This is a genomic window from Mycobacterium sp. (assembly GCF_049281135.1).
Lineage (GTDB): Bacteria > Actinomycetota > Actinomycetes > Mycobacteriales > Mycobacteriaceae > Mycobacterium.
The window spans coordinates 1-13,280 of record NZ_JBAPRN010000711.1; the positions used below are offsets into that span (position 1 = coordinate 1).

14 protein-coding genes and 1 pseudogene are annotated in these 13,280 nt (G+C 63.8%); 4 read left to right on the forward strand and 11 right to left on the reverse strand.

Features of this window, described 5'->3' with window-relative positions; genetic code table 11:
* The 3 genes from WAN02_RS28265 to WAN02_RS28275 all read right to left on the reverse strand — a co-directional run.
* Positions 1–799 (reverse strand): LLM class F420-dependent oxidoreductase (locus tag WAN02_RS28265; RefSeq protein WP_422268627.1); only part of this gene is annotated, 799 nt, incomplete at its 3' end.
* The gene (locus tag WAN02_RS28270; protein WP_422268628.1) at positions 789–1,652 is read right to left on the reverse strand and encodes a hypothetical protein; all 864 of its coding nucleotides are present in this window, start codon (positions 1,650–1,652) and stop codon (positions 789–791) included. The genes WAN02_RS28265 and WAN02_RS28270, both read right to left, overlap by 11 nt.
* A gap of 51 nt (positions 1,653–1,703) precedes the next feature.
* A complete protein-coding gene (locus tag WAN02_RS28275) occupies positions 1,704–2,480 on the reverse strand; it encodes an enoyl-CoA hydratase-related protein (protein WP_422268630.1) in 777 nt (258 codons plus the stop codon).
* Between the two features lie 336 nt (positions 2,481–2,816).
* On the opposite strand from WAN02_RS28275, the gene WAN02_RS28280 reads away from it, so the two are divergent.
* From WAN02_RS28280 to WAN02_RS28290, 3 genes and pseudogenes are all read left to right on the forward strand, one after another.
* On the forward strand, positions 2,817–4,430 hold the full coding sequence (locus WAN02_RS28280) for a thiamine pyrophosphate-binding protein (protein ID WP_422268632.1): 1,614 nt from the start codon (positions 2,817–2,819) through the stop codon (positions 4,428–4,430).
* Positions 4,431–4,457: 27 nt separating this feature from the next.
* Entirely contained in the window at positions 4,458–6,050 is a 1,593-nt protein-coding gene (locus WAN02_RS28285; RefSeq protein WP_422268634.1) for a class I adenylate-forming enzyme family protein, read from the forward strand.
* A pseudogene (locus WAN02_RS28290) lies at positions 6,043–6,227 on the forward strand (acetyl-CoA C-acyltransferase); the annotation flags it as partial. The gene WAN02_RS28285 and the pseudogene WAN02_RS28290, both read left to right, overlap by 8 nt.
* 43 nt (positions 6,228–6,270) lie before the next feature.
* Here the strand turns inward: WAN02_RS28290 and WAN02_RS28295 are convergent.
* The 4 genes from WAN02_RS28295 to WAN02_RS28310 all read right to left on the reverse strand — a co-directional run bounded on the left by WAN02_RS28295 (position 6,271) and on the right by WAN02_RS28310 (position 9,922).
* Entirely contained in the window at positions 6,271–6,876 is a 606-nt protein-coding gene (locus WAN02_RS28295) for a TetR/AcrR family transcriptional regulator (protein ID WP_422268636.1), read from the reverse strand.
* Positions 6,877–7,502: 626 nt separating this feature from the next.
* Positions 7,503–7,925 carry a nuclear transport factor 2 family protein gene (locus tag WAN02_RS28300; protein WP_422268638.1) on the reverse strand — a complete coding sequence of 141 codons (423 nt, stop codon included), beginning with the start codon at positions 7,923–7,925 and terminating at the stop codon, positions 7,503–7,505.
* Between the two features lie 20 nt (positions 7,926–7,945).
* Positions 7,946–8,758 (reverse strand): alpha/beta fold hydrolase, encoded by an 813-nt coding sequence (locus WAN02_RS28305; RefSeq protein WP_422268640.1) that lies wholly within the window; start codon positions 8,756–8,758, stop codon positions 7,946–7,948.
* On the reverse strand, positions 8,759–9,922 hold the full coding sequence (locus WAN02_RS28310; RefSeq protein WP_422268642.1) for an LLM class flavin-dependent oxidoreductase: 1,164 nt from the start codon (positions 9,920–9,922) through the stop codon (positions 8,759–8,761).
* 62 nt (positions 9,923–9,984) lie between these two features.
* On the opposite strand from WAN02_RS28310, the gene WAN02_RS28315 reads away from it, so the two are divergent.
* A complete protein-coding gene (locus WAN02_RS28315; RefSeq protein ID WP_422268644.1) occupies positions 9,985–10,422 on the forward strand; it encodes a hypothetical protein in 438 nt (145 codons plus the stop codon).
* Positions 10,423–10,490: 68 nt separating this feature from the next.
* Here WAN02_RS28315 and WAN02_RS28320 read toward each other — a convergent pair whose 3' ends face one another.
* The 4 genes from WAN02_RS28320 to WAN02_RS28335 all read right to left on the reverse strand — a co-directional run.
* Positions 10,491–11,111, reverse strand: a complete 621-nt coding sequence (locus WAN02_RS28320) for a nuclear transport factor 2 family protein (protein ID WP_422268646.1) — start codon at positions 11,109–11,111, stop codon at positions 10,491–10,493.
* Between the two features lie 37 nt (positions 11,112–11,148).
* Positions 11,149–11,910, reverse strand: coding sequence for an HpcH/HpaI aldolase family protein (locus WAN02_RS28325; RefSeq protein WP_422268648.1), 762 nt, complete (start codon positions 11,908–11,910; stop codon positions 11,149–11,151).
* A 52-nt stretch (positions 11,911–11,962) separates the two neighbouring features.
* Positions 11,963–12,610, reverse strand: a complete 648-nt coding sequence (locus WAN02_RS28330; RefSeq protein ID WP_422268650.1) for a nitroreductase family protein — start codon at positions 12,608–12,610, stop codon at positions 11,963–11,965.
* Positions 12,611–12,698: 88 nt separating this feature from the next.
* Positions 12,699–13,280 (reverse strand): SDR family NAD(P)-dependent oxidoreductase (locus tag WAN02_RS28335; RefSeq protein WP_422268652.1); only part of this gene is annotated, 582 nt, incomplete at its 5' end.

Here is a 13,280-nt window from a genome sequence, read left to right on the forward strand (position 1 = left end):
CGATGTCCTCGAGCAGTTCCGCAGGCTGTCGGCCACCCTGGTAGACCGTACCCACCAACATCATTCCGTCGCGGCGCCCAAGTTCATCGACGCGATTCCAGAAGCGTTGTGTCCGTTCGATAGATTCGGCAGCGGCGTGGGTGAGGAACCATCCGTCGCCAATCGCCGCCGCGCGCTCCATCGCCGGGGGGGAATCCCCGCCGACGATGATGGGAATGGGTCGCTGGACCGGCAGGGGCGCGAGGCCGACAGACACCAGGGTGTCGAATTGACCTTCGAACGTTACAGATTCCTCGGTCCACAGCCGGCGCATGACGATGAGTTGCTCGTCGAGTCGTCGACCACGGGTGGTGAAATCCATGCCCAGCGCCTCGAATTCGGCGTCGTTCCACCCGACCCCGATGCCCAACCGGATTCGCCCGCGACTCAACACATCCGCGATGGCAGCCTGCTTGGCCATCAGGGCGGTCTGCCGCTGCGGCGCGATCATCACTGCGCTGGTGAGCCCGATACGCCGGGTAACCGCCGCTAGATAGCCCATTGCAACGAACGGCTCGTAGAACGGGAAGGTGTGGTCATAGACCGGCTTATCGTTTTCGAGCGTCGTGGGGTTCAGCGGACGCCAGTCGGGACGCTCGGCGACGTTGACGCCCAGCACGTGTTCGGGGATGAATAGTTCGTCATAGCCGGCTTGCTCTACCTCGCCGGCCCACTGACCAAGCACCTCGGGATCGGTGCCCAGGTCCATCGTGGGGTACGTCGTGCCGAACTTGATGCCGTGGTGGCGGCTAGTGGCCACTGGCGCGCCCGGCCAGGTCGGGTTCGAATTCGATGGGGGGAAACCCGATGCATAGCGCCTCGGCCCCCGGCTCGCCGATCACTGCCACCTGTTCGCCATAGTCTGACCACACCACGGTGTGGCGTTTGTAATGGCGGCCGGCGACGTCGATCGTGCCGGTTGTGGTGAACATGCAATATGTGCGGTTGTCTGGCATCACGAATGCGGCGCGCTCACTCCAGCGGATCTTGATGATCGTCAGGTCACGCTCGGTGAATCGGCCCAACACCTTCGTGGCCAGGCCGTCGCCCCGGTCGAGGTAGGTGAATGCGTCCGGGTTCATCAGGATGGGCTGCGGGTAGCGCGGTAGCGGAAACGAGGACTCGCGCTTGAAGACGTGCTCCCAGATGGCGTTGAGGGCGTCTTTGGTGTGGCCCGTACCGTCAGCGTCCACCCAGGTGTACTTGCCGCCGCCGAAGACCCCTGTTTTCGACAGCTCCGCGTAGGCGCGGTCGTGGTCGGCGCGCGACACCCAGAAGTCGCTCCATTGGATTTGGAAGATCGACGCACCGTCGATGTGCTCCGGCCCGTAGAACGCGCCGGCGGGGAAGTACGCGATCCAGCCCTCCTCGGTGACCTGGCCCTGCCCGAAGTCCTGCACCCCGGTCATCGAGATGCGGATCTGTTCGAAATCGTGGTGATGGCGAGGTGCGGTGAACACGTTCTCGCCGCCGACGTAGTTGTAACAGTCCGCCGCATAACCGACCCCGGGAAGGATCTCCCCTTCCCGGACATATTTGTTCTGCACATGGCCGACACGTGCGTTGGCGGCAACGGTCTTCCAGGGCAGCTCATCGGTCGGAATCACCTTCATCGCCGGTAGCCCTTCATCGCAACTGAGATGTTTGATCAGTGGCGGCCGGGCTCACCGGCCGAAGCCTGCGATCAGTTGCGCCGAGTCGGCATAGGCCGAAAGATGTTGCGTGTAATCCTGCTCGGTCTGATAGGCCGCTTCCAGCGGCAGGGTGTCCGCCCGCAGCACCGATGCCTTGGCCATGCGTATCGCGGTGGGGTTCTTCGACGCGATCGTCTCGGCGAGGCTGCGCGCCTCGGTCATCAGTTCATCTGGGGGACAAACAGATTCGAGACCTCCGCGGCGGTGGATTTCGGATGCCGGCACGCGCTCGGCGGTGTACAGCATCCGCCGCGCCTTCGACGGACCGACCATCCACTGGGCAAACGAGGCGGCGCCCAGCACCCCTACGTCGATCTCGGTGAGCGCGAATGTCGCAGTCTCCGAAGCCAACGCGATATCGCTGACGGCGACCAGCGCCAGTCCGGCTCCCACCGCGGCGCCGTTGACGGCGCAAATGACCGGCACCGCGCAGTGCCGCACAGCCCAAAACGCCTCCCGCGCAAGCCGCAGCGGATCACCCACATCGACGGTCGGCGGCTGCGACCGCTCGACTTGCAGATCCTTGATGTCGCGGCCGCCGCAGAACACACGCTCCCCGGACCCGGTGAGAATCACCGCCGAAATGTCGTCACGCTCGCGAAACCCGTCGAAGGCGACCTTCAGTTCGCGGTACGTGCTTCGGGCGAGCGCATTGGCCGGGGGCCGGTCGATGACCACCTCGGCGACCCGCCCGTTCACGGATATTCTGAGCCCGGGGGTGCCTGGGTCGTCGGTTGTGGTGGCCATGGGCGTCCTCGTCATCGGTTACCGGGGGCCGGGCGCGACGCTGCCGACCCGTCGGCGGCGATCGGAAACAACCGCGCGCTCCGATCCACGCCGCTTACCGTCTGACGGTAATCCGCAAGGCGAAGGCTTGTCAACAACTGTGTTGACAAACGGGTAGTCGGCGGTGTCATGTCTGTGGCCAAACGCTGGTCTGAACCTGTTTCAACATGTATGTTGATAAGTGGTAGCGTTGCGCTGGCCAGATTTGTCAGCCGCCCCGAAACGGGCTACCAGCGACACGATGCGCTCCCGCGCTTCGTCGGCACAAGTCCAGATATTCGCGGAGGGTTCTCGGTTATGTTTGTTCACGAGGCTATGGCCAACGCCCTCGCCGCAAGTGGAGTGGACACGATGTTCGGGCTCATCGGCGACGCAAATCTCTTCTTCACCAATGCGTTCGTCGAAGCCGAGGGCGGTCGCTACATCTCGGCGGTCCACGAAGCCAGCGCAGTCATGATGGCCCAGGGATATGCACTCCGCAGTGGGCGTCTGGGTGTGGCAACGGTGACCCAAGGCCCCGGACTCACCAACACCGCAACGGCTTTGATCGACGCGGTCCGCAATAATGTCCCGCTCGTGTTGATCACCGGTGACACCGCCCCCAGCAACACCCACAACCAGCAGTCCCTCGACCAGGAGCTGTTTGTCGAGGCGACCGGCGCCGGCTACGTCCACGTCGGCCAGCCTGTTGAAGCGGTAGCAGCCCTGCGCACCGCGATCGCCCAAGCCGTCGCACAGCGTCGACCGGTCGTCGTCAACTGCCCCACCGAGTTCGCGTGGGAGGTGGTCGATGCCGACGATCACGCCGCCGATGCCAGTGAACCCGTCCCGGCACCTTCCGACGACCTGCTCGACCAGGCCGTTGGCATGATCGCCACCGCTCGCCGACCGCTGGTAGTAGCCGGCCACGGTGCCACACCGCCCGAACAGCGCGACGCTGTGCTGGATTTTGCCCAACGGATCGGCGCGCCGATCGCCACCACCTTTCGCGCACGCAACCTCTACACCGCTGCCGAAGGCAGTGTCGGCATTTGCGGCACGTTGACGACCGATGCTGGTGTCCCAGCGATCACCGACAGTGACTGTGTCATCGTCTTCGGCTCCAGCTTGAACACCTGGACGACCGACCACAGGACGCTGTTCGACGGCAAGGCTGTCATCTACGTCGACGCCGCCGCCACACGGGTCGAGCGGCCGAATGCGCGCGTCGACGTAGCCATCCACGGCGACGCGGCGCAGACCGCTCGCACCTTCATCAAATGGCTCGACGCCGGCGAGGTGCCGCCCACTGGCTTCCGGCAGGGGGTGTGCGCGGGTATTCGCGACGTCGATCTGCGTTTCGATGCCGAGTTGGGCGACACGCTCACCCTTGCCGGGGTACTCAGTGAACTCCATCGCGCGCTACCCACCCAGCGGACGGTGGTCTGGGACGGTGGGCGCTTCCTGGGCGAGGCGTTGAAGTATATCTACGGCCCTGACTACCGCAGCGAGGTGCTCGCCACCGCCTTCGGTGCGGTCGGTCTGGGGATGGGAGCCGCTATCGGGGCCGCGTGTGCCGCCGATGGCGAACCGACGGTCTTCATCACCGGCGACGGCGGCTTCATGATGAACGGTCTCGCCGAACTGAACTCCGCTGTGCGCGCCTCGTTGCCACTGATCGTCGTCATCTGTAACGACGGCAGCTATGGCGCAGAATACGACCAATACGTGCACAAGTCGGTGTCACCGGCCCTGTCGCTGTTTGACTGGCCGTCCTTCGCCTCGGTTGCCCACGCGATGGGCGCCGACGGTGTCACCGTCAGCTCGGTTGTTGATGTGCCCGCAGCGATCGCCGCCGCCCAGGTGCGTACGTGTCCGCTGGTGATCGACGTGCTGATGGACCCCGGGGCCATTCCCGAGGTCGCGCACTGACGCGCCGCAGGAGATGAGGAGAGGGCGATGACACCGGTGGGCGTCGGCACTGATTCGATGACCGTTGACGGCCTGCTCGATCGAGCAGCCGCCGAATGGGGCGAGCTCACCGCGGTGGTCGACGGAACCCGACGAACCACGTACCGCGAGCTTGCCGCGCTGTGCCACGCTGTGGCCGGAGGCTTGGCCGCCCTCGGGGTCAACAAGGGCGATCGGGTCGCGATCTGGATGCCCAATCGATTGGAATGGGTGACAGCCTTTTTCGGAGCGGTCTCAGCGGGCGCTGTGGTGGTCCCCCTCAACACGGCGCTGTCCCCCGCCGAAGCGCTGTTTCAGCTCGGCCACTCTGAGGCCTCGGTGCTGATTGTCTGCGACACTTTCCGCGGCCGGGACTATCTATCGGATTCCCTCACGCTGCGCGATCAAGTGCCGCAGTCACTTTCGCTTGTAGTCGTCGGCGAGTCCACCGACCCGACAACGGTGGCCTGGCAACAACTCACCAGTGGCACGCCCGGATTCGCCCCAGCCGTTAACCACGCTCTGGACCCGGTAATCATGCTCTACACGTCGGGAACGACAGGCCAGCCCAAAGGCGCTGTCCATTGCCATCGGTTCACCGAGACTCTGGCTGCCACCGCCAAACGCTTGCGGCTGAGCGAAAAAGACTGCGTCGTACTGTATTTGCCGCTATTCCATGTTCATGCCCTCATGGCCGGGCTGCTACTGATGGTCTCGGTGGGCGCCAAGCTCGTCCTCATGGAGCGGTTCCGTTCGCCGGAGTCATTGCGCCTCATACGTTCTGAGGGAGCGACGATGGTGTACGGCGTGCCCACCACCTACATCGATCAATTGAACGACCCAGCCGTCGATGATATCGACTTCGCCAAGATCCGGTTCGCGATCACCCCGCTCGCACCCGACCTGAGCCGACGGGTGCGCGCGAAATTCCGTGCGCCCTGCCTGAATACGTACGGCAGTACCGAGACCGCGTCCACCGTCATCATGCCCACCCTCGACGACACGGTGGACGTAGCCGTCGGAACGGTCGGACGCCCTTTGGATGGGATCCACGCCGCGATTGTCGATGAGGTCACCGGTCGACCCGTGTCCGATGGGTCACGGGGTGTGCTGTTATTGCGCGGTCCGTCGATGATGCTTGGCTACCACAACGACCCGGTCGCAACCGCGCGGGCATTCAACGGCGAAGGCTGGTTTCGCACAGGTGATGTAGTAAGGCGCGACGCCGGAGGGAATATCGTCTTCATCGGCCGGCACAGCGATCACTACCGGGTAGGCGGCGAGCTCGTCGACCCCGTTGAGGTCGAAACGGCGTTACAAACTCACCCGGCGGTCCAACGGGCCGCCGCGACCGGGGTGCCCGACGAACGGCTGGGCCAGGTGGGCTATGCGTGGGTGCAATTGCGCAGCGGCGCAGAAGTCGCCGTGGAGGATCTCAAGGCCCATTGCGCATGTGCGCTCGCCGCGTTCAAAGTCCCGCGCCACATCTTCCTCGTCGCGGAACTGCCGACCACACCCAGCGGCAAGGTGCAGAAGTTCCGCCTGCTTGCCGACCTAGAGGCGCCCGAAGCGGACCTAGGTACGGAGTCCAACCGTGCCTGAAGCAGTCGTCGTTTCGGTCGCCCGTTCGCCCATCGGCCGAGCGGTCAAGGGATCGCTCGCCACGATGCGGCCCGACGATCTCGCAAGTCAGGTCGTCCAAGCGGTGCTCGACAAGGTGTCAGAGGTGGACCCCGCGAGATCGACGACCTGATGCTGGGCTGCGCGCAAACGGCGGGCATCTTTATCGCGTTGGTGTCGACCGGCATCCGCCGTCAGCGGACTACTGAGCTCGTGGCGACAGCATTCGTTTCCGTGGTCGACGTGCAGTGAAAGCGACGCCGCCGCTCATCGTCAGGATCTCGGCACGCAGCTCTGACTGGGTCTGTCGGCGGATTCGGCGCCTGATCGCTGCTCCGGTCACGTAGGCGCAGATCGCGCGGGCTCGCGTCCTGGGCTCGGGCGCATTAGCTGCCGTCAAAGCCTCAGTGAGGACCTTGATGACCATGTCGTCGATGTGGCCGATGATGTCGGTGCGACCAGCACGCACCGCGTCTACCCAGTAGTCCATCCACAGCACGGTCTGCCCGTCGGGCGACTCGAACGCATCGAGATGGGCTTCCACGACAGACCAGAACCGTTCGGCGGGATCGTCACATCTGTCCGCCGCCATGCGAATACGGCCAACGATCTCGTCGACCAGCTGCCACATCGCAGCGTCCACGATCGCCTCAACGGTCTCAAAGTAATAGTGCACCAGGCCGTTGTTGACACCGCTCTCGCGCGCGATCGCCCGTGATGTACAGCCGTTCACACCATCCCGGCGGAGGACGGTCTGGGCGGCCGTCACGAGCTGCTGGCGCTTGGCGAGCTGGTTCGGCGTCAGCACTCTTTCTGCTACAGGCGATTCCGACATGAGCCTTCGTTAAATGTCGAGGAACGATTAAGGGGTCGCAAAGATCGTAACGGTCCATACTATCTGGGCGCATGACCAAGAGAGTTGGTCATGCGCCCTATTTTGGAGTTGACCTGGGCAATATCCGCTCTCGACGGTCGAATGAGAGACGGCGTCGGTACGGCTCAAAGCTGTCCGGCCGGGGCTGCGACGGGTTCGATGTCGTTGGCTATCACACCGGCGCGTCGAGCGCAGTCGTCCCCGATTGCACGAAAGGTAATGTCCAAAGCTGCCTGCCAAAGGTCATCCTGGATCAGCACGGTGCCCCCATTCGTGCGAGACGGATAGGTCACGGGGTCGGGCCTTCGGGCCGACTAACCGGCGGTGACGGCCGGACGGGTTTCGGGTTCGGTGTGCCCGGATTCCGTGCCCAAGGACGGATCGGCGGGAGGCTGCAGCCGCAGTTGTCCGGTTCCGATGCGGATTAGGACGTCGATGGCCTAGAGGCCCACTGCCATGGCGACCGGTCACCCGCCACGGCTGGAAATGGTCACTGACCGCGGCACTGTCCATCCCATGCGCTTCAGTCCTTTTCCCTTGCAATCTGTTCCGGATGGCCATCAACTACTGCGGCTACCTGATAGGTCGGGCTGCTCGGTTACCAGCTGGCCGAGCTGGCTGATATCGAAGTAGAACGCGCGGATTTCGGTGACCTTGCCGTCGGTCACGCGAAATACCTCGGCCAGTGGCATCGAGTAGGGCTTTGCGGCGACGTCGTTGTCCTTGACGTCCAGGAGGCCGACAACTCGATCTCCATCGACGACAAGGGTTTCCAGATCGACCCCGGTGAGTCTCAGCGCCGAGAACACCTCAGCGACCCCGCGGATTACCTCGTCGCGGCCGCGCCAGACTCCCGGTCTTGGCCGCGCCTGGGCGAGCACGGCGGGATGGTGGACGGGCTCGTAAAGCACCACATCGTCGGCCAGGACGCGTTCGATGGCGGCCAGATCCCCGATCCCGGCCGCGTCATAGATCGTTTGCACGGCTGCTCGGTTGTCCACGTCTAGTCGCCGATCTCGTCAACGAATTCGATCAGATGCGGCGCGAACTCGCCGGCATAGGTGTCGAGATAGTCGACACCGCGGCCCGGTGCAGTAAGAATCTTTGCCTTCGGCGCGTCCGCAACGATGCGCTCGGTGAATCCGATGGTGTGGCGGTCGAGTTCACCGGTGGCCAAAAAGACGGGGCAGGTCACCTTCCTGAATTGTTCGACGGGATTCCACACGAAGATCGCCTTATATCCCCAGGCCCAGTTCTCGCCGGCAACGAGCGTCCCGACGGTCTCACGGTGCAGAAACTCCGCGGGCAGCTCCTCGCCGTCCATGGTTGTCACCACCCGGGTCCAGGCGCCAATCAACTGGGTGCCGTAGTCGGTGATCGGGTTCTCCTGCACGAAATTCTGCGCGTAGAGCACGTTCTCCTCCGGCGTCGTATAGACGAAGCCGGAGAGGATCAAGCTGCGCACCCGTTCGGGTGCCTGAACGGCCATCTCGACTGCGATTGATGCACCGGTGTGGTGACCGAGGACGTCGAAGCGCTGGTAGCCCAGTGCGTCAAGGGCCTCCAGCCACACCGACGCCGCATACGGAACCGACGGTTCCCGGTCGGTGCGGAAGCTCTGCCCGTAATTGACCGTGTCGCAGGCGATCGTGGTGTGGCTGCCGGCCAGCTCCGTCATGAGCGAGTCGTAGGAGTTCGCCGCGCTGGCGGTCATGTGCAGCAATGCGATCGGCACCTCCGCGCTGCCGGCACAGCTCTGGTAGTGCACCTGACCGTCGGTGGTGTCGACGTAGCCCCTGCGGATACGGGTATCCATTTACACGCCCTGTTTGAGCAGCCCGCACAGCTCGATGCTGCGTCGCGCTGCACCTTCGAGCTGCTCTAGCGGGAGGATGAACGACATCAGGTCGGTGGGCATGATCCAGTTCACCCCGGCATCGATATACGGCTGCATCTGCGCGGCAACCTGTTTGGGCGTGCCGATGTAGAAACATTTCTCGAACAGCGCCCGCGGCAACGGATCCAGCGCCTCCTTCACCTGGGCCGCGGTCCACTGCACCGGTTCGTACTTGATCGAGTAATGCCACGCGGGATCGCCCAGGGGAACCGGGAGCCCCTCGTTCTCCCATGCCCCCAGTGGGAAACGGCCGAAGATGATGCCCATCCACTGGACCAGCTGGTTATTCAGCGCAACCTCGATCAGATGCTCATCGCCCTCGTCGTGCAGCAGGTACTCCGCCCAAACGCCTATCTTGAACTTCTCGGGGTCGCGGCCCTTCTCCTCCACCGTCTTTCGTATCTCAGCGATCTTCTCCGCAGCCTGCTCCGCCGTGGGCCAGGTGCTGGGGATCGACGTCGCGAACCCATCGGCGTAGGTGGTCGTCAGATCGAACAGCTTCGGACCACCGCCGAGTCCGAACACCCGCGGCCGCTTGAACTTCGCGCCACCGATCCAGGCATCTTGGAAGTTCCAATGATTGCCCTCCAAGGTGATCGGGCCATCGGAGTTGTAGAACGCATCGATGAAGCGGAGTTGGTCCTCGAAACGCTTGAGCCCTTCGGTGCGCTTGTGCCCGAACGGCCTGGTCTGCTTGCGCTCGCCCGCGCCCAGCTGCAGCGTCAATGAACGGTCCCCGGCCAGATTCGCCAAGGTGGTCATCGACTGCATCAGCTCAGCGGGTCCCCGGCGCACCGCATCGGTGGCCAGCGAGATGCCGATGTTCTGCGTCGCCGACAGCGTCAGCGCCGCGGCCACAAACGGATCTGGGAATGAGTCGACGTCCGGAACGATCGCCGCCAATCCCGAATTCTCGGGTGTCCACATATCCAACGGGAACCAACTCGTCAGCTGATCGGTGATCATGACCTCATCCACCACGCCCGAGGCGTCGTAGGCGGCAACTCTCTCCTTGAGCATCGATAGGGGCAGATGCCGGTTGTTGTCCATCAGCACCGTCGTCTCAACCTGACCATGTGTCATTTTGCTCTCCTCAAACTGTCGACGGCTCGACCATCGCACATCTGCCCAGAAGTTTTGGTCGAATGTCCAGATTGATTGGTCAAGTGACCAAAGTGATGCATGCGATCACGGTGCCGCCGATCTCACCGGGTGACGCTCCCCCCGCCCCCGGTGCGCCACTGCGCATTCCGATCATCCTTGCCAAGGGCCCGTACACCATGCTGCGGCTGGCCAAACAGGTGCAGCGCAATCACGACGAGACCAAGACCTGGTGGCGCGAAGAAGTGCTGGACGTCTACCGAGGGACACGCAAACCGCGACACAGTGCCATCGATGACCTGATTGACTCGCAGCGCCGGTTCAGCCGCTCGTTCCAACTGCACGTGTTGGTGCGCTACCAGGTGATGGGCGCCGGGTCCCTTCTGTCGTGCGTCGGTTCCTGGTGGGAAAATGCCGGGACGCGAAAGGCGTTGGACACGTGGATATTCGAGCACACGTATGCCGATAGCGGATGCGCGTAAAGGTGCCTGGAGGCATTCGATAGAGAATCGCCGACACAGTCGGCGCAAAACCGGCGAGCAGTGGCCCGCTAAGGGGCAGTCGCGGTTGGTGGCGATACGAGGGGTCGCGCGTCGAAGTAAAAGGCCCGCAGGTGCGAGATCCTGCCGTCGCTGAGCGTCCAGTGTTCGGCGAGCCAGATTTCCTCACCGCCGACCGAGCGGGCGGTCAATAGCGCTGCGACATTGTCGCCGTCGCTAGAAACGCTGATCAGTCGCATGGTGGGGAAATCGATCACCGCCGCCAGCGGAGGGAGCACACTGGTGCGGATCGCCTCCGCTCCACGATGAACACCACCCCAAGGCACCGCCGGCGTCACGTCGGCTTGGAAATCGTCGCGCGTGGCATCCTTGAAGGTCGCGAAGTCGCCGGCAAACAGCGCCTCATACACGCCGCGCACCAACTCAGTGTTGCGATCCTGCTCGGTGGCACTGATGAAACCCATCGATAAACCCCTTGTCGTATTGGTCACTTCACGGTAGGCCGCCAGGCCCACAAATTTCAACACATATGTGGAAATACCTTCGACATATTTCCTCGCGAGCCATTCGGCACGTGCGAGAACAGCCTTTGAACTCGTCCGGCTTTGGCCAACACCGCGCGAGCACGCCGAGATCCACAGGCGCCCTTGGCGAAACAGCGCAGCGAGCATCGACAGCCGGCCCAGCCGCCGAGTTGGGCAAACCGGGTCAGTAACCCGCGCGCCGGATAGCCGCGACCTCGGCGCGCGCGGTCGAAGTCACCCAGTGGGTGTCGATGCCGATGGGCAAGAATCTGTAGCCCGCGGCTGCGAGCTTCACCGCCGATTCGGCATTCGGGCAGGAAATCCCGACTGGCAGGCCGGCTGCGCTGGCGGCTTGGTGGACGGCCTCGATGGCGTCTGCATGAACGCCGGCCACCGGCGCCCCGGCGGGCGCCATGCCGTAGGTGATCGCCAGGTCCGCTGGGCCGATGAACACCGCATCGACACCTTCGACTGCCACGATCTGGTCGACATTGTCAACGGCGCGTGCCGTCTCGATCATCACGATGCACACCGCGAGTTCGGCGAGCACGTCCGGATCGCGGCCGAACAGGACTCCGGCGCGTACCGGCCCGAAACTACGCACCCCTTGCGGGTAGTACCGACACGCTCTGACCGCGGCGGCGGCGTCATCGGCGGTCTCGACCACAGGAAAGATGACGCCGTGGGCGCCAGCGTCCAATATCTTGCCCGCGAACGCCGGATCGAGTGAGGGAACCCGAACAATGGAGGCCGCGGGCGTGGTGTTCACAGCGCGGATCGCCGATACCACCGACTCGTAACCGTACAAGCCGTGCTGCACGTCCAGACCGACGAAGTCGAACCCTTCGGCCGCCATGACCTCGGGCGTGAAAGCCGACCCGCTACTGCACCAGCCCCCAAAAGTCGGCTTTCCGGCGGCCCACATTTGCTTCAGATCGGTGGTCATTTGACTGGGCTCCTTTATCCGTCCGAGCGAGCAGCGATCCCCGATATGCGCATCACCAGTGGTCCCAGTGAGTGAGGTCCTCGCCGGGGATGCGTTGTGCGCGACGGAACTCGGTCCCCAAGCTATAGGCCACCGGGAACAATCCGCATTGGGTGACCTCGGGGTAGGGAATACCGAGGATCTGTGCCACATCCTGTTCGCTTTGCAGATGCACCGATGTCCAGGCGCAACCGAGGCCGCGTGCGCGGGCGGCAAGCATGAAGCTCCACATTGCCGGCAGTACTGATGCCCAGAACCTGGATTGCTCGGGCACCGTCGGCTGATCGAGCACGCGGCCAGTGCCGCACGGGATGACCAGCCAGGGCGACCGGTCGATGTTGTCGGCGAGGTATTGCCCCGACTCAAGGATCTTGGCCATGCGACCGGCGCGTGGATCGGCGCCGTTATAACTCGGTAAGGCTCCTTGGTGGCTGGTGCTGTCCCAGCACCGCCGGTAGACGTCGGCGACGGCGCTCTTGACCTTTTGGTCGCCGACGACCACCCAATGCCAGGTCTGCTTGTTCCCGCCGGTCGGGGCCTGCACGGCGACATCAATGCAGTCTTGGATCATCTCCCGCGGCACCGGCCGCGAAAAGTCGAGCCGTTTGCGCACGGTGCGCGTGGTCGTCAGGAGTTCGTCGGGACTGAGATCAAGCGTCATGCCAATCTCCTTCTGTGCGTAGTCCTTTGGTCCGATGGCTGGTGCATACGCACGGACGGCGCGCCGCATTGATGCAGCGTAAACGTCACTAGTGCCGCCAGAACTGAATGAAGCTGGCGGCCCCTCCGTCCACCAGCAATGTCTGTCCGGTGATGTAGGAGGCGGCGTCGGAGGACAAGAACGCGATTGCGGCCGCGATGTCCTCCTGGTCGCCGAGTCTGCCCAGCGGGATCGATCCGGATAGTGCATCGCCCGTCTGCCCCTCCCAGGTGTTGCGATCGGTGCGCACGACGCCGGGCGCCACGGCGTTGACCCTGATCTGGTGGGGCCCCCATTCGACAGCCAGGCTGGCGGTCAGCGAATTGAGCGCCGCTTTGGCTGCACCGTAGGCGATTTGACCCGGAAACGGCCGCAACCCCGCCAACGAGGACACCATCGTGATGGCACCTGGCTTGCCGGCTTCTATGCGGTGCTCACCAAACGCGGCGCAAAACTCCACGTGATGCAGGTAGTTGATCTCGAGCGCTTCCCGTTGCGTCTGCGCGGTGAGCTCGGCGCCCCAGACCCGGTAGCCTTTGCCGACGATGTTGACGAGGATGTCGAGCCCGTCCATCTCGGTGGCGGCCCTTTTGACGGCATCGCGTGCAGCGCCGGGCTCACAGATATCGGC

What these genes read in the sequence shown, in the direction of transcription:
- WAN02_RS28270 (WP_422268628.1), bottom strand. Translation starts at nt 1,652, where the DNA reads ATGAAGGTGATTCCGACCGATGAGCTGCCCTGGAAGACCGTTGCCGCC.
- WAN02_RS28275 (WP_422268630.1), bottom strand. Translation starts at nt 2,480, where the DNA reads ATGGCCACCACAACCGACGACCCAGGCACCCCCGGGCTCAGAATATCC.
- WAN02_RS28280 (WP_422268632.1), top strand. Translation starts at nt 2,817, where the DNA reads ATGTTTGTTCACGAGGCTATGGCCAACGCCCTCGCCGCAAGTGGAGTG.
- WAN02_RS28285 (WP_422268634.1), top strand. Translation starts at nt 4,458, where the DNA reads ATGACACCGGTGGGCGTCGGCACTGATTCGATGACCGTTGACGGCCTG.
- WAN02_RS28305 (WP_422268640.1), bottom strand. Translation starts at nt 8,758, where the DNA reads ATGGATACCCGTATCCGCAGGGGCTACGTCGACACCACCGACGGTCAG.
- WAN02_RS28310 (WP_422268642.1), bottom strand. Translation starts at nt 9,922, where the DNA reads ATGACACATGGTCAGGTTGAGACGACGGTGCTGATGGACAACAACCGG.
- WAN02_RS28315 (WP_422268644.1), top strand. Translation starts at nt 9,985, where the DNA reads ATGTCCAGATTGATTGGTCAAGTGACCAAAGTGATGCATGCGATCACG.
- WAN02_RS28320 (WP_422268646.1), bottom strand. Translation starts at nt 11,111, where the DNA reads ATGCTCGCTGCGCTGTTTCGCCAAGGGCGCCTGTGGATCTCGGCGTGC.
- WAN02_RS28325 (WP_422268648.1), bottom strand. Translation starts at nt 11,910, where the DNA reads ATGACCACCGATCTGAAGCAAATGTGGGCCGCCGGAAAGCCGACTTTT.
- WAN02_RS28330 (WP_422268650.1), bottom strand. Translation starts at nt 12,610, where the DNA reads ATGACGCTTGATCTCAGTCCCGACGAACTCCTGACGACCACGCGCACC.